This window comes from Natronospira elongata (genome assembly GCF_034931365.1).
GTDB lineage: Bacteria > Pseudomonadota > Gammaproteobacteria > Natronospirales > Natronospiraceae > Natronospira > Natronospira elongata.
In genome coordinates this window covers 1-23,142 of sequence record NZ_JAYGII010000031.1, presented here as the reverse complement: position 1 = coordinate 23,142, position 23,142 = coordinate 1, and the positions used below count along the sequence as shown (strand labels likewise).

General features: G+C 63.1%; 24 protein-coding genes, 1 tRNA gene and 1 pseudogene. 16 read left to right on the top strand and 10 right to left on the bottom strand.

Going from position 1 to position 23,142, the window contains the following annotated elements; all coding sequences use genetic code 11:
- From VCB98_RS14010 to VCB98_RS11315, 7 genes and pseudogenes are all read right to left on the bottom strand, one after another.
- Nucleotides 1-81 (bottom strand): annotated as a pseudogene (locus VCB98_RS14010) (YciK family oxidoreductase); the annotation flags it as partial.
- A 31-nt stretch (nucleotides 82-112) separates the two neighbouring features.
- Nucleotides 113-934 carry a squalene/phytoene synthase family protein gene (locus tag VCB98_RS11340; protein WP_346052628.1) on the bottom strand — a complete coding sequence of 274 codons (822 nt, stop codon included), beginning with the start codon at nucleotides 932-934 and terminating at the stop codon, nucleotides 113-115.
- Entirely contained in the window at nucleotides 931-1,626 is a 696-nt protein-coding gene (locus VCB98_RS11335; RefSeq protein ID WP_346052627.1) for an HAD family hydrolase, read from the bottom strand. The genes VCB98_RS11340 and VCB98_RS11335 overlap by 4 nt, the downstream gene beginning before the upstream one ends.
- Nucleotides 1,623-2,339: a bifunctional 2-polyprenyl-6-hydroxyphenol methylase/3-demethylubiquinol 3-O-methyltransferase UbiG gene (gene ubiG / locus VCB98_RS11330; RefSeq protein ID WP_346052626.1), complete on the bottom strand. Its 717-nt coding sequence runs from the start codon at nucleotides 2,337-2,339 to the stop codon at nucleotides 1,623-1,625. Before ubiG ends, VCB98_RS11335 begins: the two co-directional genes overlap by 4 nt.
- Entirely contained in the window at nucleotides 2,336-3,682 is a 1,347-nt protein-coding gene (locus tag VCB98_RS11325; protein WP_346052625.1) for a TRZ/ATZ family hydrolase, read from the bottom strand. The genes ubiG and VCB98_RS11325 overlap by 4 nt, the downstream gene beginning before the upstream one ends.
- Entirely contained in the window at nucleotides 3,679-4,512 is an 834-nt protein-coding gene (locus VCB98_RS11320; protein WP_346052623.1) for a mechanosensitive ion channel family protein, read from the bottom strand. The genes VCB98_RS11325 and VCB98_RS11320 overlap by 4 nt, the downstream gene beginning before the upstream one ends.
- Nucleotides 4,513-4,571: 59 nt before the next feature.
- On the bottom strand, nucleotides 4,572-5,216 hold the full coding sequence (locus VCB98_RS11315) for a DUF3047 domain-containing protein (RefSeq protein ID WP_346052621.1): 645 nt from the start codon (nucleotides 5,214-5,216) through the stop codon (nucleotides 4,572-4,574).
- A gap of 135 nt (nucleotides 5,217-5,351) precedes the next feature.
- Here VCB98_RS11315 and mtnA point away from each other — a divergent pair, with 135 nt between their 5' ends.
- From mtnA to VCB98_RS11235, 16 genes are all read left to right on the top strand, one after another.
- A complete protein-coding gene (gene mtnA / locus VCB98_RS11310; RefSeq protein ID WP_346052619.1) occupies nucleotides 5,352-6,386 on the top strand; it encodes an S-methyl-5-thioribose-1-phosphate isomerase in 1,035 nt (344 codons plus the stop codon).
- Between the two features lie 139 nt (nucleotides 6,387-6,525).
- Nucleotides 6,526-9,102 (top strand): DNA gyrase subunit A, encoded by a 2,577-nt coding sequence (gyrA, locus tag VCB98_RS11305; RefSeq protein ID WP_346052617.1) that lies wholly within the window; start codon nucleotides 6,526-6,528, stop codon nucleotides 9,100-9,102.
- A 314-nt stretch (nucleotides 9,103-9,416) separates the two neighbouring features.
- The gene (gene serC, locus VCB98_RS11300; RefSeq protein WP_374729215.1) at nucleotides 9,417-10,457 is read left to right on the top strand and encodes a 3-phosphoserine/phosphohydroxythreonine transaminase; all 1,041 of its coding nucleotides are present in this window, start codon (nucleotides 9,417-9,419) and stop codon (nucleotides 10,455-10,457) included.
- 96 nt (nucleotides 10,458-10,553) lie between these two features.
- A complete protein-coding gene (locus VCB98_RS11295) occupies nucleotides 10,554-11,741 on the top strand; it encodes a phosphoglycerate dehydrogenase (protein WP_406672859.1) in 1,188 nt (395 codons plus the stop codon).
- A gap of 73 nt (nucleotides 11,742-11,814) precedes the next feature.
- Nucleotides 11,815-12,948, top strand: coding sequence for a histidinol-phosphate transaminase (gene hisC, locus VCB98_RS11290; RefSeq protein ID WP_346052614.1), 1,134 nt, complete (start codon nucleotides 11,815-11,817; stop codon nucleotides 12,946-12,948).
- A 14-nt stretch (nucleotides 12,949-12,962) separates the two neighbouring features.
- Nucleotides 12,963-14,279, top strand: a complete 1,317-nt coding sequence (gene aroA, locus VCB98_RS11285) for a 3-phosphoshikimate 1-carboxyvinyltransferase (protein ID WP_346052633.1) — start codon at nucleotides 12,963-12,965, stop codon at nucleotides 14,277-14,279.
- Nucleotides 14,279-14,971: a (d)CMP kinase gene (gene cmk, locus VCB98_RS11280; protein ID WP_374729213.1), complete on the top strand. Its 693-nt coding sequence runs from the start codon at nucleotides 14,279-14,281 to the stop codon at nucleotides 14,969-14,971. Before aroA ends, cmk begins: the two co-directional genes overlap by 1 nt.
- Before the next feature lie 123 nt (nucleotides 14,972-15,094).
- A complete protein-coding gene (gene rpsA, locus VCB98_RS11275; protein ID WP_346052632.1) occupies nucleotides 15,095-16,825 on the top strand; it encodes a 30S ribosomal protein S1 in 1,731 nt (576 codons plus the stop codon).
- Between the two features lie 101 nt (nucleotides 16,826-16,926).
- Nucleotides 16,927-17,235, top strand: coding sequence for an integration host factor subunit beta (locus VCB98_RS11270; protein WP_346052631.1), 309 nt, complete (start codon nucleotides 16,927-16,929; stop codon nucleotides 17,233-17,235).
- A gap of 85 nt (nucleotides 17,236-17,320) precedes the next feature.
- A complete protein-coding gene (locus VCB98_RS11265) occupies nucleotides 17,321-17,611 on the top strand; it encodes a LapA family protein (RefSeq protein ID WP_346052610.1) in 291 nt (96 codons plus the stop codon).
- On the top strand, nucleotides 17,601-18,818 hold the full coding sequence (gene lapB, locus VCB98_RS11260; RefSeq protein WP_346052609.1) for a lipopolysaccharide assembly protein LapB: 1,218 nt from the start codon (nucleotides 17,601-17,603) through the stop codon (nucleotides 18,816-18,818). The genes VCB98_RS11265 and lapB overlap by 11 nt, the downstream gene beginning before the upstream one ends.
- A 92-nt stretch (nucleotides 18,819-18,910) precedes the next feature.
- Complete coding sequence (locus VCB98_RS11255) at nucleotides 18,911-19,183, top strand: ComEA family DNA-binding protein (RefSeq protein WP_346052608.1); 273 nt, start codon at nucleotides 18,911-18,913, stop codon at nucleotides 19,181-19,183.
- A gap of 91 nt (nucleotides 19,184-19,274) precedes the next feature.
- Nucleotides 19,275-19,478, top strand: coding sequence for a hypothetical protein (locus VCB98_RS11250; RefSeq protein WP_346052607.1), 204 nt, complete (start codon nucleotides 19,275-19,277; stop codon nucleotides 19,476-19,478).
- Between the two features lie 14 nt (nucleotides 19,479-19,492).
- Complete coding sequence (locus tag VCB98_RS13965) at nucleotides 19,493-19,687, top strand: type II toxin-antitoxin system RelE/ParE family toxin (protein WP_374729212.1); 195 nt, start codon at nucleotides 19,493-19,495, stop codon at nucleotides 19,685-19,687.
- 180 nt (nucleotides 19,688-19,867) lie between these two features.
- A complete protein-coding gene (gene galU, locus VCB98_RS11240; protein ID WP_346052603.1) occupies nucleotides 19,868-20,758 on the top strand; it encodes a UTP--glucose-1-phosphate uridylyltransferase GalU in 891 nt (296 codons plus the stop codon).
- Between the two features lie 200 nt (nucleotides 20,759-20,958).
- Nucleotides 20,959-21,402: a hypothetical protein gene (locus VCB98_RS11235; RefSeq protein ID WP_346052601.1), complete on the top strand. Its 444-nt coding sequence runs from the start codon at nucleotides 20,959-20,961 to the stop codon at nucleotides 21,400-21,402.
- A 159-nt stretch (nucleotides 21,403-21,561) separates the two neighbouring features.
- On the opposite strand, the gene chrA is transcribed toward VCB98_RS11235, so the two are convergent.
- The 3 genes from chrA to VCB98_RS11220 all read right to left on the bottom strand — a co-directional run.
- On the bottom strand, nucleotides 21,562-22,740 hold the full coding sequence (gene chrA, locus VCB98_RS11230; protein WP_346052599.1) for a chromate efflux transporter: 1,179 nt from the start codon (nucleotides 22,738-22,740) through the stop codon (nucleotides 21,562-21,564).
- A 74-nt stretch (nucleotides 22,741-22,814) separates the two neighbouring features.
- Nucleotides 22,815-22,890 (bottom strand) — tRNA-Asn (locus tag VCB98_RS11225).
- Nucleotides 22,891-22,992: 102 nt separating this feature from the next.
- Nucleotides 22,993-23,142 (bottom strand): aminotransferase class I/II-fold pyridoxal phosphate-dependent enzyme (locus tag VCB98_RS11220; protein WP_346052629.1); only part of this gene is annotated, 150 nt, incomplete at its 5' end.

Sequence of the window (23,142 nt, the reverse complement as noted above, 5' to 3'; positions counted from 1 at the left end):
GCTGCCAATACCGTCACCGGCGCCGGTGACCAGAATGATCCGGTCCTTGAGCAGGTCGGCGGGGGCCTCATAATTTCGCATATTGCGTGGCATGGTATTGCGGTCTCCTGGGCTAATCGGGTTGCTGTTCCAGTCTGAGTTCCTGTCGTGCCGCTCGCCAGGCTCGAAAGAGGGTGGCGAGTCCGCTCCGTCGGCGTGCCTGCCAGCGCTTGCCCTGGCAACGGCGGGCATCCTGCATGGCCAGGGCCGCGAGCAGGGCCGGGCCACGCAGGCTTGCGCGCTGCGGGCAGGGCTTGGCGGCGGCGGCAAAGCGTTCCTCTGCCATGGCCAGCACGGGTGTGAGCAGTCTTTCCATCGTGGCCGTGTCCGGTGCCGATCGCAGTATCGATTCGGGGGAGGTTTCCGCCTCCCGTTGCCAGTCCAGGGGGATCCAGATGCGTCCCTGTCGGCGTTCGTTCTCGAAGTCGCTTACCGTTCCTGCCAGTGCATGTGCCAGGCCGAGATCGCGGGCCGCGGCCAGTGTATCGTCATGGACGGCGCCGGCCAGCCTTGCCGAGCACACGGCCAAGGCACCCTGGTCGCGCCAGGCGTGCAGCAGCAGCTCGTCGGCATCATTGTAACCCCGGCCCTCCAGCCGCATCAGCAGGCCTTCCAGAATTTCCCCCAGCTCGCCTCCGTCCAATCGGGAAGGCGCTTCGGGCTGCGCACTGATCAGGGCCTGGCTGGCCGGATGTTGTCCTTGGCCGTCCAGCAGTCGGCTCAGCTCATCCCGCCACCAGGCCAGTTTGACCCGGGCCAATGACTCGTCGCTGACCGAAAACACCCCGTGGCGGATTTCCCCGACCAGGGCATGGAGGCGCTGCAAGGATTCTCGATCCGAGCCTGGGAGGAAGGGACTGATCAACTGTAGATCGGGAGATAGCATTTCAGTCATGCCGGGGTGCCTGCGCTCCCAGCGGCCTCAAGCAGTCGTTGGTCCAGCCAGGCCTGCAGGTCCACCGGCCGCTCGCAGACGGCAAGACCGCCCCAGTCACTGGGATCGACATCAGCCGGCAAGTAGCCCCAGCCGGCGACTACGGGGAGCATGCCGGCAGCCACCGCCGCTTCAATGTCCCGTGGCGCATCGCCCACGTAAACGCAATCCGCTGCCGGCAGCCGGAGGGATTGGGCGGCATGGAGAAGGGGATCCGGCCAGGGTTTGGCCCGGCTTACCGTGTCGCCACTGACCACGCAGGCGGCTTCCGGTTCGATCGCCATCGCTTCCAGCAGGGGGCGGGTCAGCCAATCGGGCTTGTTGGTGACAATCCCCCAGGGCAGTTGCTGCCCATGCAGCCACCACAGCAGTTCATTCATGCCCTCGAACAGGCGGGTTTCCTCGGCAATGCGATCGATGTAGAGCTGGAGCAGGCGGGCACGCAGTTCATCAAAGCCCGGCTCACCCCGATCAATATCAAAGCCCAGTCGCAGCAGCCCCCGGGCACCGTCGGAGGCGATCGGTCGAATCCTGTCCGCCGGCAACGGCCGACGGCCTTCCTGGTGCAAGAGTTGATTGAGGGCACCACCCAGATCGGCAGCGGTGTCCGCCAGTGTGCCATCCAGGTCCAGCAGCAGGGCGCGAAAACTCATTCGGGTTTCTCGAAGTGCATGAAGTAATTGACATCCACATTCCCGCCCATGTGGTAGTCACCGAGCAGGGGATTGTAGTGCAGGCCGGTACTGTCACGGTGTTGCAGTCCCGCGGCGGTGGCCCAGCGGCGAAGTTCCGAGGGCCGCACCAGCTTGTCGTATTCATGGGTGCCGCGAGGCAGCATGTTGAGCACGTATTCGGCACCGACGATGGCCATCAGCCAGGCCTTGGGGGTGCGGTTGATGGTCGAGAAGACTGCCTGGCCACCGGGGCGCAGCAGTCTGGCACAGGCCGCCACCACCGAGGCCGGTTCGGGTACATGCTCGATCATTTCCAGACAGGTCACGATGTCGTATTCGCCCGGCCGCTCCTCGGCGTGCTCTTCCACGCTGCGGCGCAGATACTCCACCTTCAGGCCCGATTCCAGCAGATGCAGATCGGCCACTGACAGGGCCGTGCTGCCCAGGTCGATACCGGTTACCTCGGCCCCCTCGGCCGCCAGTCCCTCGGACAGCAAGCCGCCGCCGCAGCCCACATCCAGGACCCGCCGGCCCTGAACGCCACCGCAGCGTCGCACGATGTATTCCACCCGCAGGGGATTGATCTGGTGGAGCGTTCGAAACTCACCCTCCGGGTCCCACCAGCGACTGGCGGTCGCTTCAAACTTGCCGATCTCGGCGGGGTCCACATTCTGCCGGCGTGTCTCGGTCATGCCTGTTGTTCCTTGTATTCGCCGTGGGCCTTCTCGAGGCGGCGCCCCCACTCGCGGCTGCGCTCCCGCAGTTCCATTTCATCAATGGCGGTGAGGCGGCCATCCTGAAGCAAGCGCCGGCCGGCCACCCAGACATCACTGACCTGATCGCGGCTGGCGGCATAAACCAATTGAGAAACGGGATTGTAAACCGGCTGGGTGGCCATCGGGCTGAGATCGATGGCAGTCAGATCGGCCCACTTGCCGGCTTCAATGGATCCAATCTCGTTTTCCAGGCCCAGGGCCCGGGCACCGCCCAGGGTGGCCATGCGCAGTACGCGGCTGGCGGGCAGGGCGGCCGCATCGTCGGCCACCGCCTTGGCCAGCATGGCGGCGGTGCGCATCTCGCCAATCATGTCCAGGTCATTGTTGCTGGCGGCACCGTCCGTGCCCAGGGCCAGGTTGATACCGGCCGCGTCCAGACGGGCCACCGGGCAGAAGCCGCTGGCCAGTTTGAGATTGGATTCCGGGCAGTGCAGCACCGAAGCGCCGTTCTCCGCTACACGCCCGATCTCATCGTCGGTAAGCTGCGTCATGTGGACCGCCATCAGCGAGGGATTGAGCAGTCCCAGTCGTTCCAGTCGGGCCAGGGGCCGCTCGCCCTGTTCCCGCTCCGCATCCGCCACTTCCGCGGCAGTCTCATGGACATGCATGTGAACCGGGGCATCCAGTTCGTCGGCGTAACCCCGCAGACGTTCCAGACTGTCGTCGGAAACCGTATAGGGCGCATGGGGGGCGAAACAGAAGGACAGCAGGGGGTCGGACTTGAAGGTATCGCGGACTTCCAGCCCCTTGCTCAGATATTCCGCCGGATTGGCCGCCCAGGCACTGGGGAATTCGATCACGATCATGCCCAGCGAGGCCCGCAGGCCCAGCCGGCTGGCACTGCGGGCGACGATGTCCGGGAAGAAGTACATGTCGTTGAAACAGGTAGTGCCACCCCGAATCATCTCGGCCATGGCCAGCTCGCTGCCATCGCGGACGAATTCCGGGCCCACGAAGTGACCTTCGGCCGGCCAGATGTGATCATTGAGCCAGGTCATCAGGGGCAGGTCGTCGGCATAGCCCCTGAGCAGGCTCATGGCCGCATGGGTATGGGCGTTGACGAAGCCGGGGGTGAGCATATGGTCCGGCAGGCGGACGGTTTCTTCCCCCTGGAACTGCTCATGCGCCTGTGAGCGCGGCAGCAGCGCCTTGATTCGACCATCGGCGATGGCCACGCAGTGATCTTTCAGGATCACGCCCTCGGGCTCCACCGGCACGATCCAGCCCGCTTCGATCAGCAAGTCCACGGTCTCGCTCATGATCCGGGCTTCTCCTCGTAGAGATGGACATCCCGCTGCGGGTAGGGGATGGTGATGCCGCGCTCATCGAATTGCTTCTTGATGTTTTCCAGCAGATCGCTGCGGGCATCCCAGAAGGGGTCCAGGTCGGTCCAGACCTTGACCCAGAGGTCGATGCTGCTGTCAGCCATTTCACCCACCCAGATAATGGGCGGCGGGTCCTGGTGCAGGCGCGAGTCCGCGCTGATGACCTCGTGGATGATGCGCTTGGCCTCGGTGATGTCGTCGTCGTAGCTGATGCCCACGGTCACATCGATGCGGCGACGGTCGCGGGCCGAATAGTTGGTAATTACATCCCCGTAGATACGGCTGTTGGGGATGATGATTTCCTGGTTGGTGGTGGTCCGGATCTTGGTATGAAAGATCCCGACCGTTTCCACAACACCCATCTGGCCACCGGCTTCCACAAAGTCGCCGCTCTTGAAGGGGCGGTAGCCCATGAGCATGGCGCCGGCGGCAAAGTTGGACAGGGAGTCACGCATGGCCAGGCCAATGGCCAGGGTGGCGGCGCCGAGAATGGCGACCAGGGAGGTGACCTGCACCCCGAGATGGGTAAGGGCGGCGATCAGGGCGATGACGGTGATCACCGCACCGGCGATGGTGCCCCCGAACTGGGCCAGTGTCGGGTCCATATGGGCCCGGGTCAGTGCTTTTTCCAATTGCCGGCCCATGATGCGGGCGATCCACCGCCCGACAATGAAAATCAGCAGGGCGACGGCAATCCGGCCGGTCCAGGCCAGAAGCAGTTCGATCAGGTCGGGGCGGGAGATGACATCGACGATATCGTCCATGCTTGGACTCCTGATTTTTTATTGCTGTGGAAGGGCGCCACTATAACATCGGCCCGTCTTTAGTCGTCCGCCTCCGCCGGCAGCAGACGAATGCCGCCGAACCAGGCTTCGTTACTTGTGTCCAGATCATCGCAGTCACTCATCAGGCCGATGGCGTCGATGGTCTCAATCTCCCTGTCGTGGAAACGGGCGAAATCCTCTCGGATATTGCGCCGCTCGGTGACCCACTGGCCTGCCTTCTCCTCACCGGATTGCAGCGCCACCATCTTGACCTGATCGGCATAGGCGCTGGGCCAGCTTTCGCCCTGGTCCTTGCCGCTGGCCCAGACCCAGTTGACCGCACGGGTCTGCCAGCGGCGCCAGCCGCCATCGCTGATGGCATAGAGGCGGACCGGATAGTCGTCGCCCTCGCGACTGGATTCGTCGATGTCTTCCCCATAGCTGCCACGGATGCGCCAGGACCACTCGATGATCGGTGTTTCCCGGAGGTCAATTTCCTGTTCCAGGTAGAGGGCCGAGGCGCTGCTCTCACAAAGGGCATGAATGGCCTCGCGATCCTCCATCTCAACCAGACGGTAGGCGGTCTCGCCTTCGAAGACTTCCCTGTCCCAGTCAATTATCTCGGCAGGTGGGAACTCAAGATCCGGTGCGGCCAGTAGCGGGAGGGGGATGAAAACAGTCAGCCATGCCATGCGGCGATTCATGATTGTGATCCCCTGATTACTCTCACCCTGAATGGGACTGCATGGCGCGCTTCTGGTTCGCCGGCGGCCCCGGGCGGTAGAATACGCCCCATCAGCCAGGCCCCCGTTCCGGGGCCGCCCAAACAGGGATTATCAATGTTGAAACCGCTTTTGTGGAAGCCGGAGGAGGGCGTGCTGGAGGTCCTCGACCAGCGCCTGTTGCCGGCCGAAACCCGTTGGCTTCGTTGTGATAGCGCCAGCGCCGTGGCCGAGGCCATTGCCGGCATGGCGGTGCGTGGGGCGCCGGCCATCGGCATCGCCGCCGCCTGGGGCGCGGTGCTGGCCATCCGTTCTGTGGCGGGCCAGGAGGACTGGCGGCAGGGCTTTGACCGGCAGATGGCCGCCTTGGGTGCTGTCCGTCCCACGGCGGTGAACCTGGGCTGGGCGATCAATCGCATGCGGGAATCAGTAGCCGGTGTTGAGCGGGCCGAAGACGCGGTCTCTGCCTGCGAGGCCGAGGCGGCCCGGATCGAGGCCGCCGACCTGGCCGCCAACCGGCGCATTGGTGAGCTGGGCAGTCGCCTGCTGCCCGACGGGGTGACGGTACTCACCCATTGCAACACCGGCGCGCTGGCCACTGGCGGGCACGGCACCGCCCTGGGCATTATCCGCTCGGCCTGGGAGCGGGGCGCCTTGAAAGGGGTGATTGCCACCGAGACCCGCCCCTGGCTTCAGGGCGCGCGGCTCACCAGTTGGGAGCTGGCCGAGGACGGGATTCCGGTGAGTCTGATCGTGGACAGTGCCGCCGCCGCCCTGATGGCGGCCGGGCGGGTGGACGCGGTCATCATCGGCGCCGACCGGATCTCCCGCCAGGGGGATGTGGCCAACAAGATCGGCAGCTATGGCCTGGCCGTGGCTGCCCGCGCCCATGACATCCCCTTTATCGTCGCCGCCCCGAGTAGCACCATCGATCCCCGCCTGGCGCGGGGCGACGATATCGAGATTGAGCATCGGGAGGCGAGCGAGATATGGGCCGCGGCCGGTCTGTCCCGGGCGCCGAAAGGGGTGGAGACGCTCAACCCCGCCTTTGATATCACCCCGGCCGGACTGGTCTCGGCCATCGTGACCGAAAAGGGGATTTGCAGCCCGGCCGAGGGCCAGGGCATGGAGCTGCTGCAGCCGTCCGCCTGAGGGCACTCTCCCGCCCGCGCCTATGGTAAGATTACCGCTTTATGTCCGCCGCCCCGTCAGGGGCCGCGGCGGCCCGGAGGGCCCCGGATGGTCCCTCCGCCTGTCACCGTGTTGATTAACCGGGGAGCCTGCCTGCCCAATGGCTGATATCGCTCGCGAAATCTCGAACGTCAACCTCGAAGACGAAATGCGCCAGTCCTATCTCGATTACGCCATGAGCGTGATCGTGGGGCGCGCCCTGCCGGATGTCCGTGACGGCCTCAAGCCCGTTCACCGCCGGGTTCTCTATGCCCAGAAGGTCCTGGGTAATGACTTCAACAAGTCCTACAAGAAGTCAGCCCGCGTGGTCGGTGACGTCATCGGTAAATACCACCCCCATGGCGACTCGGCCGTCTATGACGCCATCGTGCGCATGGCCCAGCCCTTCTCCATGCGCTACACCCTGGTGGACGGGCAGGGCAACTTCGGCTCCATCGACGGCGACGCGCCGGCCGCCATGCGTTACACCGAAGTGCGCATGGCCAAGATCGCCCATGAATTGCTGGCGGATATCGACAAGGAAACCGTCGACTTTATCCCCAACTACGATGAATCCGAGTGGGAGCCGCAGGTACTTCCCACCAAGCTGCCCAATCTGCTCATCAACGGCTCCTCCGGGATTGCCGTGGGCATGGCCACCAATATCCCGCCCCACAATCTGAGCGAGGTGGTCAGCGGCTGTATTGCCCTGCTGCAGAACCCGGATACCACCATCGACGAATTGATGGAGCACATCCCAGGGCCGGATTTCCCCACCGCCGGGATCATCAATGGTGCCCGGGGTATCCACGAGGCCTACCGCACTGGTCGTGGCCGCATCTATATCCGCGCCCGCACCGAGATCGAGACCGACGAGAAATCCGGCAAGCAGACCATCGTGGTCAACGAGCTGCCTTATCAGGTCAACAAGGCGCGGTTGCTGGAAAAGATCGCCGAGCTGGTCAAGGAAAAGCGCATCGAGGGCATCACCAACCTGCGTGATGAGTCCGACAAGGACGGCATGCGCATGGTGATTGAGCTGCGTCGCGGCGAAGTCGCCGACGTGGTGCTCAACAACCTGTATCAGATGACCCAGATGCAGCAGGTCTTCGGCATCAACATGGTCGCCCTGGTGGACGGTCAGCCGAGGCTGATGAACCTCAAGCAGGTGCTGGATGCCTTCATCCGCCACCGCCGCGAAGTGGTCATCCGCCGCACCATCTTCGATCTGCGCAAGGCCCGTGAGCGGGCCCATGTGTTGGAAGGCCTGGCCGTGGCCCTGGCCAATATCGACCCGGTCATTGAGCTGATCAAGCAATCGCCAGGCCCCGCCGAGGCCAAGGCCGCCCTGGTGGCCAAGCGCTGGCAGCCCGGCATCGTTCTCGACATGCTGGAGCGGGCCGGTGCCGAGGCCTCGCGGCCGGAGGGGCTGGGCAGTGAATTCGGTCTGGTGGACGGCGAGTATCAGCTCACCGAGACCCAGGCCCAGGCCATCCTGGACCTCAAGCTGCATCGTCTCACTGGGCTTGAGCAGGACAAGATCCTCAATGAATACAAGGAATTGCTGGAACGTATTGAGGATCTGCGCGAAATCCTGAACAGTGAAGAGCGCCTGACCCAGGTCATTCGCGAGGAACTGGAAGCCATTCGTGAACAGTATGGCGACCCCCGCCGCACCGAGATCCAGATCGATCACAGCGATCTGTCCATGGAAGATCTCATCAGCGAGGAAGACGTGGTGGTGACTCTCTCCCATGCCGGCTATGTGAAGTCCCAGCCGGTGGACGCCTACCGGGCCCAGCGCCGGGGCGGGCGCGGCAAGGCCGCCACCCAGGTCAAGGATGAAGACTTCATCGACAAGCTCTTCATCGCCAATACCCACGACACCATGCTGTGCTTCTCCAGTCACGGCAAGGTCTACTGGCTGAAGGTCTATCAGATTCCCCAGGCCGGTCGTGGCGCCCGTGGCAAGCCGATCGTCAATCTGCTGCCGCTGGAGCCCAGTGAGCGCATCACCACCGTCTTGCCGGTGCGAGAGTACGATGCCGATCACTTCGTGTTCATGGCCACTCGCAGTGGCGTGGTCAAGAAGACCTCCCTGGAGCAGTTCTCCCGTCCCCGTACCAGCGGCATCATTGCCGTGGGTCTGAAGGGCGACGACGCCCTGGTGGGTGCGGCGATCACCGATGGTGGTTCCCACATCATGCTGTTCGGCAGCAATGGCAAGGCCATCCGTTTCAAGGAATCCGATGTCCGCACCATGGGCCGTACGGCCTCGGGCGTGCGTGGCATCAAGCTGCCGGCCGGTAACGAAGTGGTCAGCCTGCAGATCGCCAGTGATGATTGCGATGTGCTCACCGCCACCGAGAACGGTTACGGCAAACGCACGCCGGTCAGTGAATACTCGGTTCAGGGCCGGGGCGGGCAGGGCATCAAGTCCATCCAGACCTCCCAGCGCAATGGCCGGGTGGTAGGTGCCCAGCTCGTCTCCGACGACGACGAGATCATGCTCATCAGCAATGCCGGCACCCTGGTCCGCACCGGCGTCAACGACATCTCCGTGGTCGGCCGCAACACCCAGGGTGTTCGCCTGATCCGCCTCGGTAAGGACGAGAAACTGGTCGGCGTGGAACGCGTCGAGGCCCTGAACGGTGAGGATGAAGAGGGCGATGCAGGGGAAGGCCCGGCCGAAGAGTAATCCTCGGGCGGGGGTTTGCCTTGCGCAGAGACGCAAAGACGCAGAGGAAAACCTTGCTTGATCTGAGGGCACGGCGGGCGCCGTGCTCTGTTTGTTTCTTACCCTTCACTCCTGACCCCTGACCCCTGACCCCTCACAAAGATCAATAGTGCATATAAGCCTTTCAGGCTGGTCCCATGCCGGTTGACTGATGCATCATACTGAGACCTCTGATCCAGTCATCGGTGCCGGGTCGGGTGGTCAAGGGTTCCTTGTTTATTGAGCCGGGAGGCGTCGTGACGCAGCGGGCGTGGAATTTCAGCGCGGGGCCGGCGATGTTGCCGGGGGCGGTGATTGAGCGGATTCAGGAGGAGTTGCCGGACACCAACGGCTCGGGCATGTCGGCCATGGAGATGAGTCACCGGGGGGCGGATTTTCGGCACATCGCCGAGGCCGCCGAGGCCGATCTGCGCGAGTTGATGGCGATTCCGGATGACTACCGGGTGCTGTTTCTGCAGGGCGGGGCCACGGCCCTGTTTTCCGTCTTACCGCTGAATCTGGCCAATGGCAGTGGCCGTGCCGACTATGTCCGCACCGGACACTGGTCCAGCAAGGCCATTGCCGAGGGCCGGCGATTCTGTCAGCTACACATTGCGGGCGACAGCGAGGAGAACGAGTACACCCGGGTGCCGGACGACTACGATTTCGACCCCGGTGCCGACTATGTCCATGTAACACCCAATGAAACCATCCACGGACTGCGTTTTCCAGACTTGCCGGACACGGGGGCTGTGCCGGTGGTGGCCGACCTGTCTTCGGCCATTCTCTCCGAGCCCATCAATGTCCGGGATTACGGCCTGATCTATGCCGGGGCGCAGAAGAATATCGGTCCGGCGGGGCTCTGCATTGTCATTGTCCGCGAGGATCTGCTCACCGGCGCCCGCGAGGGCACGCCGGCGCTGATGGACCTCAAGGCCCAGGCCGGGGCCGGCTCCATGCTCAATACGCCGCCCACCTTTGCCTGGTATGTGGCTGGGCTGGTGTTTCAGTGGTTGAAAGCGCAGGGTGGGGTGGAGGCCATGGCCCATCGCAATCGCAAGAAGGCCGAATTGCTTTATGGTGCCATCGACGGGTCGGATTTCTACCGCAACCCGGTGGTACCGGCCTGCCGTTCGCTGATGAACGTGCCGTTTTTCCTGGCCGACTCGGCCCTGGAGGATCGTTTCAAGTCGGAAGCCCGGGATCTCGGCCTGTTGACCCTGGGCGGCCACCGCGCCGTTGGGGGCCTGCGCGCGAGTATCTACAACGCCATGCCGCTGGAAGGTGTCCAGGCCCTGGTGGATTTCATGGCCGACTTCGAGCGGCGCTACGGCTGAGTCGGTTCAAGGTTATCGAGCAAGACTTCGCTGCCGGTCCGGACTCTCCGCGGCTGCAGCGGACCTGGTGGTTTTTATCCGACAGGGTATTGATTCATGATTTTTCGCATCAAGACGTACAACAATATCAACGAAGCCGGTCTTGAGGCCTTTCCCCGCGGCCTTTACGAGGTGGGCAGCAGTATCGAGTCCGAGGATGCGGTTCTGGTCCGCTCAGCAAGGCTGCACGAGCAGCCCCTGTCTCCCAATCTGAAAGCCGTGGCCCGGGCGGGTGCCGGGGTCAACAATATCCCGGTGGATCGGCTTTCCGAGCAGGGAATCCCCGTGTTCAACGCCCCCGGCGCCAATGCCAACGCGGTCAAGGAGCTGGTGATCGCGGGGTTGTTCATGGGCTTTCGCAACATCGCCCCGGCCCTGGAGTTCGTGGAGCGGATCGAAGGCGAGGGAGAGAGCTTCGAGAAGGCGGTGGAAGCGGGCAAGAAACGCTTCGTGGGTCGTGAACTGCCCGGCCGCCGGCTCGGTGTGGTGGGTCTTGGCGCCATCGGTGGGCAGGTGGCCAACGCCGCCCGCTCCCTGGGCATGGAGGTCATCGGCTACGATCCGGGCCTGACCGTGGAGCACGCCTGGCGGCTGGCCTCGGACGTGCGCCAGGCCCGCAGCCTTGACGAATTGCTGGGGGAATCCGATGTGGTCAGCCTGCATGTGCCGCTGATGGACAAGACCCGGGACCTGATCAACGAGCGGCGGATCGCTGTCATGCGGCCCGGGGCCGTGCTGCTGAACTTTGCCCGTGATGGCCTGGTGGATCGGGAGGCGGTGATTGCCTCGGTGGAGTCGGAACATCTCGGCGGATACGTCACGGATTTCCCCCATCCGGACTTGCTGAAGCGGGAAAGGGTGGTGGCGCTGCCGCATCTGGGAGCCTCTACCGGCGAGGCGGAGGCCAATTCCGCGGTAATGGCGGTGCAAAACCTGCGAGATTTCCTCGAGAACGGTAATATACGCCATTCGGTGAATTTCCCGGACGTGGTCATGCCCCGTACCGACGGCGGGCGGCTGGCCGTGGCCAATGCCAATGTCCCCAATATGGTGGGGCAGGTGGGTACCGCCCTGGCCGAGGCCGGCCTCAACATCGTTGATCTGCTCAATCGGTCACAGGGCGAGTTGGCCTACACCCTGGTGGACGTGGATGGCGAGGTGCCCGAGACGGTGGCGGCCGCCATCGAGGCCATCGACGGCGTCCTGAAAGCCAGAAGCATCGCGCCGGTGTCTGCCCGCGGCTGAGAAGGCCGCGGCGCTGCCGCCGGCCTGGTCGTAATCAGAGGTTTTCCTCTCAAATACAGATACTGGAGTGATCATGGCAAGCCAATTCCTGGACAAGGCCCTGCCGGGTGTGCAGAGCCTCAAGCCCTATGAGCCGGGCAAGCCCATCAGCGAGCTGCAGCGTGAACTGGGCCTGGACGATATCGTCAAGCTCGCCTCCAATGAAAACCCCCTGGGGCCCAGCCCCAAGGCCCAGGCCGCCATGCGCGAGGCCCTGGAGGATCTGGCGCTGTATCCCGACGGCAACGGCTTTGATCTCAAGCGGGCGCTGTGCGAAAAGCATGGTGTCAAGCCGGAGCAAATCACCCTTGGTACCGGCTCGGATCATATCCTGGAACTGATTGCCCGCGTCTTCCTGGGGCCGGGCCGCAACGCGGTCTTTTCGAAATACGGCTTTGCCATCTACGCCATCGTCAGTCAGGCCGCCGGTGCCGAGCTGCGGGTGGCCGACGCCCTGCCGGAGGACCACCCGGCGATGCCCTACGGTCATGACCTGGAGGCCATGGCCGGGCAGATCGATGAGAACACCCGCGTGGTCTTCATCGCCAACCCCAACAACCCCACCGGGACCTGGGTGGATCGGGCCACCCTGACTGCCTTCCTGGACAAGGTGCCGGCCGACACCCTGGTGGTGCTGGACGAGGCCTACTACGAGTACGTGGAAGAGGCGGATTATCCGGACGGCCAGACGCTGTTGGCCAATTACCCGAACCTGCTGGTCATGCGGACCTTCTCCAAGGCCTATGGCCTGGCGGGGATCCGGGTGGGCTATGGTCTGGCCAGCGAAGAAATCACCGATCTGCTCAACCGCGTTCGCCTGGCCTTCCATCCCAATACCCTGGGTCAGGTGGCTGCCACCGCGGCCCTGGCTGATCAGGCCCATATCGACAAGTCCATCGCCATGAACCGGGAGGAGCTTGCCAAGATGCAGGCCGGCTTGCGCGAGCGGGGCTTTAAAACCATTCCCTCGGTGTGCAACTTCGTTACCGTGGATACCGGCCGCCCGGGCCGTGAGGTCTTCCAGGACCTGCTGCGCCAGGGCGTGATCGTGCGGCCTCTGGATGGCTACGGCATGCCCACCCATGTGCGCGTCTCGGTGGGCCTCCCGGAAGAGAACGAGCGCTTCTTCCATGCCTTTGATGCGGTCATGGGCAGCGCCACGGCGTGAGCCAGGTTTCCGGCATGGGCTCGGCACAGGGACGTGGATGGCAGCTTGGGGCGGCCGCCGAGATTGGCGGCGTCCTGCAGGTGCCGGGTGACAAGTCCATCTCCCATCGGGCGCTGCTGTTTCTTGCCATCGCCGAAGGCGGTGGCGAGATTCGGGGTTTGCTGGAGGCGAGGGATTGCCTCAATACCCTGGCAGCTCTCCGCGCCCTGGGTGCCCGAATTGATTCTCTGGGGCCCGGCAGCTATCGCGTGGTCGGTCCGGCCGGTGGTGGCCTGCGTGCCCCCGACAAGCCCCTGGATCTGGGCAATTCCGGGACCGGTCTGCGCCTGCTTACCGGTTTGCTGGCGGGCCTGAACCTGCCCGCCAGCCTGACGGGAGATGCCTCCCTGTGCCGCCGGCCCATGGGGCGAATCGTCGATCCGCTCAACGCCATGGGCGCCGCGATCCGGGCCGAGGACGGCCGTCCGCCCCTGCATCTGGCCAGCCATGAGGGATTGCAGGGGATCGACTATGCCATGCCGGTGGCCAGTGCCCAGGTCAAATCCGCCATCCTGTTGGCGGGGTTGCATGCCCGGGGCGAGACCCGGGTCCGCGAGCCGGCGCCCACCCGGGATCACAGCGAGCGCATGCTGGCCGGTCTGGGTGCCGATATCGAATGGGGGCAGGGCGAGGTACGCCTGCGGCCCGGTGGTCTGCGCGGCCAGGATATCGATGTGCCGGCAGATTTTTCCTCGGCGGCCTTCTTCGTGGCCCTGGCCGCCGCCCGGCCGGGGGCGGAAATATGCTTGCGCCAGGTCGGCATCAACCCCACTCGCGATGGGCTCCTGCGCCTGCTGAAACGGATGGGGGCCGCTGTCGGTCTGGAGAACCAGCGATTGGTCGGCGGAGAGCCGGTGGCTGACATCCGGGTGACCGGGCAGCCGCTTGAAGCCATTACCGTCAGTGCCGAGGAAGTGGCCCTGGCGGTGGACGAGATTCCCGCCTTGATGATTGCCGCCGCCCGCGCCCGGGGCACGACCCATGTGGAGGGCGCGGCCGAGCTGCGGGTCAAGGAAAGTGATCGCATCGCCGCCATGGCCGAAGGCCTGCAGGCCATGGGTTTGTCGGTGGAGACCCGGCCCGATGGCCTGTCGGTCACCGGTGGTCCGATTCGGGGCGGCCGGATCGCCTCCCGGGGCGATCACCGTATTGCCATGAGCTTCGCCATGCTGGGCGCCTTGCTGCCCGCCGGCGAGCAACTGCGGATCGATGATGTGGACAATGTGGCCACTTCTTTCCCCGATTTCATTGCCCGCTGCAAGGCAGTGGGGGTCAATATTCAGGAGTCATGATGGTGAATAGCGAGTCGTCCGACATTCCGGTGGTGACCATTGACGGGCCCAGCGGTGTCGGCAAGGGAACAACCGCTTCACTGCTGGCCCAGGCGCTGGACTGGCATCTTCTGGACAGCGGCGCCCTTTATCGCCTGCTGGCCCTGTCGGCCATGCGCGCCGGTGTGGCACCCGAGGAGGAAGCCCGCCTGGAAACCATGGCCCAGAGCCTGGCGGTGCGTTTCGAGGCCGGCGAGGGCGAGCAGCGGGTGCTGCTTGCCGGCGAGGATGTGAGCCGGGAAATCCGGACCGAGGATTGCGGCACCATGGCCTCGCGGATCGCCGCTGTGCCCGGCGCGCGTCGCGGCCTGGTCAAGCTCCAGAAGGACTTTCGACAGGCGCCGGGGCTAGTGGCCGATGGCCGTGACATGGGGACCACCATCTTCCCGGACGCCCCGCTCAAGATATTTTTGACCGCAAGCCCCGCGGAAAGGGCCCTGAGACGTCATAAGCAGTTGAAAGAGAAGGGGATTGATGCTAACGTTGGTGAGCTTGAAGTTGCGATTGCGGAGCGGGATCGGCGCGATGCCGAGCGCTCCACCTCGCCGCTCAAGCCGGCGGACGATGCGGTGCGCATCGACACCACCGAATTGAGCATCAACCAGGTGCTTGATCGCGTGCTTTCGCTGGTCAAGGAAAGGCTGGACGGCTAGGCCCCAAAAGGGCGGATGCCGGCCATCACATCCGGGCAGGCCAGGGGCCTGACCGGTTTTTTCGTTGCAGGACGGATCAGACAGGAGGTCGGATCCGATCAATCAAACCCCGGCATGGGCGGGATGGCCCGTGACGGACAACAGAAGCTGCCCGAGAGGGCACGGGAAGATAACCACATGTCAGAAAGTTTTGCCGAACTGTTTGAACAGAGCATCGCCGCGGAGCAGATGCAGCCCGGTTCCATCATCCACGCCAAGGTGGTTGAGATCCGGGATGATTTCGTCATCGTCAATGCGGGGCTGAAGTCCGAGGGTGTGATCCCGGTCAGCCAGTTCCGTAATGAAGAGGGCGAGCTGGAAGTCAGCGAAGGTGATGAAGTCGAAGTGGCCCTCGACGCTGTCGAGGATGGCTTTGGCGAGACCCGCCTGTCCCGGGAAAAGGCCAAGCGTGCCCGCACCTGGACCAAGCTGGAAGCCGCTTACGACGCCGGCGAGATTGTCCACGGCCACCTCAGTGGCAAGGTCAAGGGCGGTTTCACCGTCGACCTGGACAACATCCGCGCGTTCCTCCCCGGGTCCCTGGTGGACGTACGCCCCGTGCGCGACCCCACCTACCTGGAAGGCAAGGAACTGGAATTCAAGGTCATCAAGCTCGATCGTCGCCGCAACAACGTGGTGGTGTCCCGCCGCGCGGTGGTCGAAGAAGAGTACAAGGAAGAACGCGACAAGCTTCTGGAAGAACTGCAGGAAGGCCTGGTCACCAAGGGTATCGTCAAGAACCTCACCGACTACGGTGCCTTCGTGGACCTGGGCGGTATCGACGGCCTGCTCCACATCACCGACATGGCCTGGCGCCGCGTGAACCATCCCTCCGAGGTGGTCAACGTGGGCGACGAGATCGAGGTCAAGGTGCTCAAGTTCGACCGTGAGCGCATGCGCGTGTCCCTGGGCCTCAAACAGCTCGGCGAGGATCCGTGGATTCAGATCGCCCACCGTTATCCGGTTGGTGCCCGCATCTTCGGCAAGGTGACCAACCTGGCCGATTACGGTTCCTTCGTGGAAATCGAGGAAGGTGTGGAAGGTTTGGTGCACGTGTCCGAAATGGACTGGACCAACAAGAACATCAACCCCGGCAAGATCTGCCAGGTGGGCGATGAAGTCGAGGTCATGGTGCTGGATATCGACGAAGAGCGTCGCCGCATCTCCCTCGGCATGAAGCAGTGCCAGCCCAACCCGTGGGACGAGTTCGCCGCCACCCACAACAAGGGCGACAAGATCACCGGCAAGATCAAGTCCATCACGGACTTTGGTATCTTCGTTGGCCTGGAAGGCGGCATCGACGGCCTGGTTCACCTCTCCGACATCTCCTGGGATCAGACCGGCGAGGAAGCCATTCGCGACTTCAAGAAGGGCGACGAAGTGGAAGCCGTTGTGCTTTCCGTCGACCCCGAGCGCGAGCGGATTTCTCTCGGCGTCAAGCAGATGGACAAGGACCCGCTGGGTGCTTTCCTGGCCGAGTATCCCAAGGGCAGCATGATCAAGGGCAAGGTCCGCGAAGTGGACGCCAAGGGTGCCGTGATCGATCTGCCGGAAGAGCAGGAAGGTTATCTGCGTGCTTCCGAGCTGTCCCGCGAGAAAGTGGAAGACGCCCGCAGTGTGCTCAACGAGGGTGATGATATCGAAGCCCGCATCGTCGGCATCGATCGCAAGACCCGCGTGATCAGCCTGTCGGTCAAGGCCAAGGATGAGCAGGAAGAGCGCAAGGCGGTCAAGCAGTACTCCGACAGCAGCCAGGGCACCGGTGGTACCACCAGCCTCGGCGACCTGCTGAAAGAGCAGCTTGAAAACAAGTAATCTTTCGGGATGAAGGTATAGGCTTTCCCGGCGTCTGGCCCAGGCCAGGCGTCGGGGAAGTTTTCCTTGGAAAGGGGTAGGGGACCACCAAGATGAACAAGATTACCAAGTCCGAGCTCATCGAAGTTCTCTCTGGGCGATTGGGGCATTTGCCGGCCAAGGACGTGGAACTGGCGGTCAAGACCATACTTGAGCAAATGAGTAATTCCCTATCCAGCGGCCGTCGAATCGAGATTCGCGGATTCGGCAGCTTCTCCCTTCACTACCGGCCACCTCGCATGGGGCGTAACCCCAAGACCGGTGAGTCGGTGGCCCTGTCCGGCAAGTATGTGCCCCATTTCAAGCCGGGCAAGGACCTCCGCGAACGTGTCAATGACGGATATCAGAAGGAACTGGAGCGGGCGGACTGATCACACTGTGGTAAAGTTCTCCGCACGGGCGCTTGCCTTAGTTGGCAATTCCCGTTCCAGGAACAGTCCGTCGGAGTTGGCCATCATGCGTTTCCTTCGTCTTACCCTGCTGATTCTCTTGATCCTGGTGGTGGTTGTGCTCACCTGGGTCAACACCGCATCCGTGGAGCTTAATTACCTGATTGGTAGCGTTGAGCTCCCACTCCCCATTGCCCTGTGGAGCAGTGCCTTTATTGGCGCCATCCTGGGTTTCCTGGCCAGTCTCGGTATGATCGTGCGGATGAAGCGGGACAATGCCCGACTGAAGCGTGCGGCCCGTTTGGCCGAGACCGAGGTAAACAACCTCCGCAACCTGCCGATCAGGAATGACCGCTGAACTGTTTCTGTTGATCCTGCTTGCCCTGCCGCTGGCCCTATTGCTGGGATGGCTGCTGGGGCGGCGCGGCCGTGCCGGGCGCCGCAGCGGCGGCAGCGGCATGCGTGCCGATTACTATCAGGGTCTGAATTACCTTTTGGAAGAACAGCCGGACAAGGCCATTGAAGTCTTTATCCGGATGGTGGAAGTGGATAGCAGCACGGTGGAAACCCACTTCGCCCTGGGTAGCCTGTTCCGGCGTCGCGGGGAAGTGGACCGGGCCATCCGCATTCATCAGAACCTCATTGCCCGTCCCAATCTCAATCGAAACCAACGCCACCAGGCGCTGTTCGCCCTGGCCGAGGACTATATGCGCGCCGGTCTGCTGGACCGGGCGGAAAGCCTGTTTCTCGAATTGACCGATGTGCGCGCTTATATGGAGTCAGCCCTGAGCCGGCTGATCAGCATCTACGAACAACAAAAAGACTGGGACCAGGCCATCCTCATGGCCCGCAAGCTCGAGCTGGCCACCGGTCATCCCCAGAATGACCGGGCCGCCCAGTATTACTGTGAGCTGGCCGAGGCCCGTCTCAATGAGCGCGATCTGCGACAGGCCCGTCGCTATCTCAAGCGGGCAGAGATGTTTGACCGCCGCAATGTGCGCGCCGCCATGCTTCGTGCCCGGCTGATGCGCGAGGAGGGCAACCCGCGCAGCGGTATCCGCAGTCTTCGCCGCGCCCTGGAGACCGATGTCTCCCTTGCCCTGGAAGTCCTGCCCTCCCTTTATCGCCTATTCCAGGAAAGCAGTCAGGGCGAGGGCTTTTCCATGGTCCTCGAGGATCTGCGGACGGCCTCGGATGATGCCGTCTCCCAGATTGCCCTGGCGGCCATCGTTGATCCCGACATCAAGGACCCGGTCGCTGAAGCCTGTATTGCCCAGTATCTTCGCGGTGCGCCGGGGCTCAAGGGCTTCACCGAGCTGGTGGAGCTTCTGACCGGTCAACCGCCGGAAGATTCCGAGCAGAGCATGCAATCCCTGCGTCACGCCCTGCAGCGGCTGCTGGAGGCCGCTCCCAAGTACCGCTGCAACGAGTGTGGTTTCACCGCCCGCCACCTGCTCTGGCAATGCCCCAGCTGCAAGAGCTGGAACAGCATCCGGCCCCATTACGAAATTTCCCTACCCCATGTACTGAATCCTCCTACAAGCGGAATGGAAATTCGCCGTTGATGGAAGTCCCCCGCTGAACAACAATATTCCCCGTCCGCAACACGGACGTCTGAACTCAACTTCAGGGATCAGTAAAACAAAGGGGAATAATCATGACTGGATCTTTCTTCAAAGGCCTCGTGGCCGCTGTACTCTTCCTTGTCGCTCACACCGTCATTGCCGGTCAGTCGGTCAATATCAACACCGCCTCGGCCGATGAAATCGCCGATGCACTGGAAGGGGTAGGGGAGACCCGGGCCCAGGCCATCGTCGAATTCCGTGACGAGCACGGCGAGTTCCTCAGCCCCGAAGACCTGATCATGGTCAGCGGCGTGGGCGAGGTCACCCTGGACCGCAACCGCGAGCGCATCCGGGTGGACGACTGAGCCAGCTCTTTCCCGCAAGGTGACTGTTGGAGGCCCGGCCCTGCCGGGCCTCTTCTGCATTTGTTGAAGCGCCCGAAGAGGTGGGGATAGAATGAATTCCATGGCAAGCGACATCCGACAAGAGCTGCACACCCTGGCCGAGCGTCTGCCCGAAGACGCGAGCTGGGCAGACGTTATGGAACTGCTCCGCTACCGGGAAGCCGTGGCGGAAGGCTTGGCCGCCGCTGATCGCGGCGAGTACGCCAGTGAAGACGCAGTGCGCCGGGTGTTTGCCAAATACGGGTTGAGGTCTTGAAGCTACGTTGGACAGTGCCCGCCCTACAAGATTTTGAACAAGCCCACGATTTCATAGCGCAGGACAACCCAAAAGCCGCTCAGCAGATTGCCCAGAGACTGCTGGATGCAACCCGCACCTTGCTCGAATACCCTTATATCGGCCGAGTGGGCGAGGACGAAACTACCCGGGAATGGCACGTCCAGAATACCCCGTACCTGCTCGTCTAGAGAATCAAGGCGGACTTCGTTGAGGTGCTGCGTGTCTGGCACTTCGCTCGAGATGCATCCAACCGGGGCAGCTAAGCTGCCTGGCTGAGCTTCCCTGGCTTCCTCTTGGGCCGCTCGGGAATTAGACTGAGGGGTGCATCACAACAGTCAGCCCTCGAGATTCAAGGAGCAGAGAGCCCAGTGAGCAATAAAATCCGCAAGGCCGTTTTTCCCGTCGCGGGCCTCGGCACCCGCTTTCTGCCCGCCACCAAGGCCAATCCCAAGGAAATGCTGCCGGTGGTGGACAAGCCCCTCATTCAATACGCCGCCGAGGAAGCCGTGGAGGCCGGCGCGGAAGTGCTCATTTTCGTTACCGGCCGTAACAAGCGCGCCATCCCGGACCACTTCGACCGGGCCTATGAACTGGAAAACGAACTCTCCCTGCGTCACAAGGCCGACCGCCTGGAAGCCGTGCAGAACATCGTCCCCGAGGGCGTCGACTGCATCTACATCCGCCAGGCCGAAGCCCTCGGACTCGGTCACGCCGTTCACTGTGCCCGCAATCTGGTGGGCCAGGAACCCTTTTATGTGGTCCTCGCCGATGATCTGGTCCATGCCGAGGGCCCGGGCTGCCTCAGCCAGATGCGAGAGCAATACGAAAAGCGCGGCGGCAGCATCCTCGGCACCCAGCACGTCCCCGACGAACATGTCTCGCGCTACGGCATCGTCGACGGCGAGCCCCTCGAGGAAAGTCTCTGGCGTCTCATGGGTATGGTGGAAAAACCCAGCCCCGAACAGGCGCCTTCCAACATGGGCGTGATCGGCCGCTACGTCCTCACCCCGCGAATCTTCGACCTGCTCGCCACCACCGGCCGCGGCGCCGGCGGCGAGATCCAGCTCACCGACGCCATCGACCGCCTGCTCCGTGAAGAATCCGTCTACGCCTACAACTTCAACGGCAAACGCTACGACTGCGGCGACAAACTCGGCTACCTCGAAGCCAACGTCGAACTCGCCCTGGCCCATCCTGAACTGGGCCCGGAGTTTCGTGACTATCTGCAGCGGTTCATCAGAAAAATGGACAACGACTGAGCATGTAGGGTCTTTCACTGCTGCTGAACGATTCTTCGAGGACATCTTGTGCTTGCTTTCTCGCCAGCATCCCGAATCCCAGGTTTGGATGCATGTTGGAGAGTACGACACGGTTATCCTGGCAGGCTGAGTACCGAGGCCCATGATGCGGTCTCAACTTGAGGGACGGTGGATAAGCAGCCTGAGGAAGGGGAGGGGACATGAGTAGATTGATACTCGTATGTGGCCTTGTATTAATCGGGAGTCTGATGGTTGATGCGGAAGTCTCAGGAGAAGAGGGCTCGTTTGAAAAGAACCTTTTGGGTACTTGGCTTTTTGAGAGACTAGAAAAGCATGATGCGAGGATGGAGGGGTGTCCGCCTGCGATTCGATTTGATGCGGGTGGCTCTTATGTAATCTTTAGTGATTGCTACGCCGACGACCTTGAGTACCCAGTCGTGGAGAAAGGTTCGTGGCATTTTGACCCTGACAGCCATAAATTGACCATGGTTGGAAGGGAATTTGTTGCAGATTATCAATTTCACGGTGACGATGATCCATTGATCGGAAAGGTGAAGTCAGTTTCAGATGAACAAATGACCATCTGCTTCTTCAGGGATGAGAGCTGTGAGAATGAAGTTTATGCTAGGACAGATGGGGAATGAATGATGTGGCTCCAGAAGATAGGGAACCAACAATTAAAATACCCTGTTTTTTTAATGCCGGGCAGAGCCCAGGCATTTGAAGAAGCCCCTTCCAAGCTTTTTCGGTCGCCACCCGGATGAGCGATGGTAATACCCACCATTTTTAGTGGCACCCAAAAATCAGTAGATCAAAAACCCAATGCCCCCCGCTGCGATGACCAGTAGCCACACCGGTATGCGACCGGAGGCCAGACCGGCCAGGACGGCGAGGGCGAGGAGGGTGTCGCGCCAGTCGCTGATGCCGGCGGTGAGGACGGGGTCGTAGAGGGCGGCGGCGAGGATGCCGACGACGGCGGCGTTGACGCCGGCCAGGTGGCGGCGCAGGTGCTGGTTCTCGCGCACGCGGGCCCAGAAGGGCAGCACTGCCAGCAGAATCAGCATGCCCGGCAAGAAGATGGCGATCAGCGCCAGCAGCCCGATGCCGATGCCCCCGGCGGCGGTACCGACGAATCCCCCAAAGGCGAACAGCGGTCCGGGCAGGGCCTGGGCGGCACCGTAGCCGGCCAGGAAGCTGTCTTCGTCGAGCATGTCGGTGGCGACGGTTTCGGCGTGGAGCAGAGGCAGGACCACGTGCCCGCCGCCGAAGACCAGGGCGCCGGCGCGGTAGAGGGCATCGCTGATCGACAGCCAGGTGGCGGGGAAGAGCCAGGCCATCAATGGCAGCCCCAGGAGCAGCCCCACAAAGAGCCCAGCGGCCACCAGGCCGCCCCGGCGCCGGAACGGCAGGGACAGGGCCGAGCCGGCCTGAACCGCCACGCGGGGGACGAGCAGGGGCGCGAGCAGGGCGCCGAGGACAAGGGCGCTGATCTGGCCCAGTATGGACAGGCCGAGCAGCAGGGGCAGGCCCAGGGCGGTGGCCACGGCGAGGGCCGCGATCAGCAGGCGTTGCCAGTCCGGGGTGAGGTGGCGGGCCATGCCCCAGACCGCCCAGGCCACCACGCCCACGGCGGCGGCCTTGAGGGCGCGCAGCGGGCCTTCATAGTCGGCCGGATCCAAGGTCGCCAGACCGGCGGCGAGGGCGATCATGATGAGGGCCGAGGGCAGGGTGAAGGCGAGCCAGGCGGCCAGGGCGCCGCCCATGCCCGCACGATGCAGACCGATGGCGAAGCCCACCTGGCTGCTGGCCGGGCCCGGCAGGAATTGGCAGAGAGCGACCAGCTCGGCGTAGGTGGCCGAACTCAGCCACTGTCTTTCCTGGACGAAGACCCGCTGGAAGAAGCCGAGGTGGGCCACCGGCCCGCCAAAGGAGGTGAGCCCGAGCTTGAGGAAGATGGAGAAGACCTCGGTGATGGCTCTCACACTGCCGCTCCCTTGTTTGCCCCGGCACGATGAAAAAAGGGCCAGTTCGCGTGAACTGGCCCTTCTCTTCAATCTGGCTCCCCGGGACGGGCTCGAACCGCCGACCTAGTGATTAACAGTCACCCGCTCTACCAACTGAGCTACCGGGGAATTGATCTGCTCGCCTCAAGCGAGGGCCGCTATCTTATTCGGCCTCGCCCTCGGCGTCAACCGGGGCGAGGCCATTTTATGGCTTCGCTGTGCGGTGGTTTCCTATGCGGATTCGATCGCCTTGCGGATTCGCCCGCAGGCATCTTCCAGGGTGGCCATGTCGGTGGCGTAGGACAGACGCATGTGGCCGGGCAGGCCGAAGGCCGAGCCGGGGACCAGGGCGACGCCGGCTTCCTTGAGCAGGAATTCGGC

Coding starts and splice junctions, on each gene's coding strand:
- serC (WP_374729215.1), top strand. CDS start 9,417: ATGTTGCCGGGGGCGGTGATTGAGCGGATTCAGGAGGAGTTGCCGGAC.
- mtnA (WP_346052619.1), top strand. CDS start 5,352: ATGTTGAAACCGCTTTTGTGGAAGCCGGAGGAGGGCGTGCTGGAGGTC.
- VCB98_RS11295 (WP_406672859.1), top strand. CDS start 10,554: ATGATTTTTCGCATCAAGACGTACAACAATATCAACGAAGCCGGTCTT.
- VCB98_RS11320 (WP_346052623.1), bottom strand. CDS start 4,512: ATGGACGATATCGTCGATGTCATCTCCCGCCCCGACCTGATCGAACTG.
- VCB98_RS11250 (WP_346052607.1), top strand. CDS start 19,275: ATGAATTCCATGGCAAGCGACATCCGACAAGAGCTGCACACCCTGGCC.
- VCB98_RS11325 (WP_346052625.1), bottom strand. CDS start 3,682: ATGAGCGAGACCGTGGACTTGCTGATCGAAGCGGGCTGGATCGTGCCG.
- rpsA (WP_346052632.1), top strand. CDS start 15,095: ATGGCCCGTGACGGACAACAGAAGCTGCCCGAGAGGGCACGGGAAGAT.
- VCB98_RS11235 (WP_346052601.1), top strand. CDS start 20,959: ATGAGTAGATTGATACTCGTATGTGGCCTTGTATTAATCGGGAGTCTG.
- hisC (WP_346052614.1), top strand. CDS start 11,815: ATGGCAAGCCAATTCCTGGACAAGGCCCTGCCGGGTGTGCAGAGCCTC.
- VCB98_RS11335 (WP_346052627.1), bottom strand. CDS start 1,626: ATGAGTTTTCGCGCCCTGCTGCTGGACCTGGATGGCACACTGGCGGAC.
- ubiG (WP_346052626.1), bottom strand. CDS start 2,339: ATGACCGAGACACGCCGGCAGAATGTGGACCCCGCCGAGATCGGCAAG.
- lapB (WP_346052609.1), top strand. CDS start 17,601: ATGACCGCTGAACTGTTTCTGTTGATCCTGCTTGCCCTGCCGCTGGCC.
- aroA (WP_346052633.1), top strand. CDS start 12,963: ATGGGCTCGGCACAGGGACGTGGATGGCAGCTTGGGGCGGCCGCCGAG.
- gyrA (WP_346052617.1), top strand. CDS start 6,526: ATGGCTGATATCGCTCGCGAAATCTCGAACGTCAACCTCGAAGACGAA.
- VCB98_RS11255 (WP_346052608.1), top strand. CDS start 18,911: ATGACTGGATCTTTCTTCAAAGGCCTCGTGGCCGCTGTACTCTTCCTT.
- VCB98_RS11265 (WP_346052610.1), top strand. CDS start 17,321: ATGCGTTTCCTTCGTCTTACCCTGCTGATTCTCTTGATCCTGGTGGTG.
- VCB98_RS11315 (WP_346052621.1), bottom strand. CDS start 5,216: ATGAATCGCCGCATGGCATGGCTGACTGTTTTCATCCCCCTCCCGCTA.
- cmk (WP_374729213.1), top strand. CDS start 14,279: ATGGTGAATAGCGAGTCGTCCGACATTCCGGTGGTGACCATTGACGGG.
- VCB98_RS11340 (WP_346052628.1), bottom strand. CDS start 934: ATGACTGAAATGCTATCTCCCGATCTACAGTTGATCAGTCCCTTCCTC.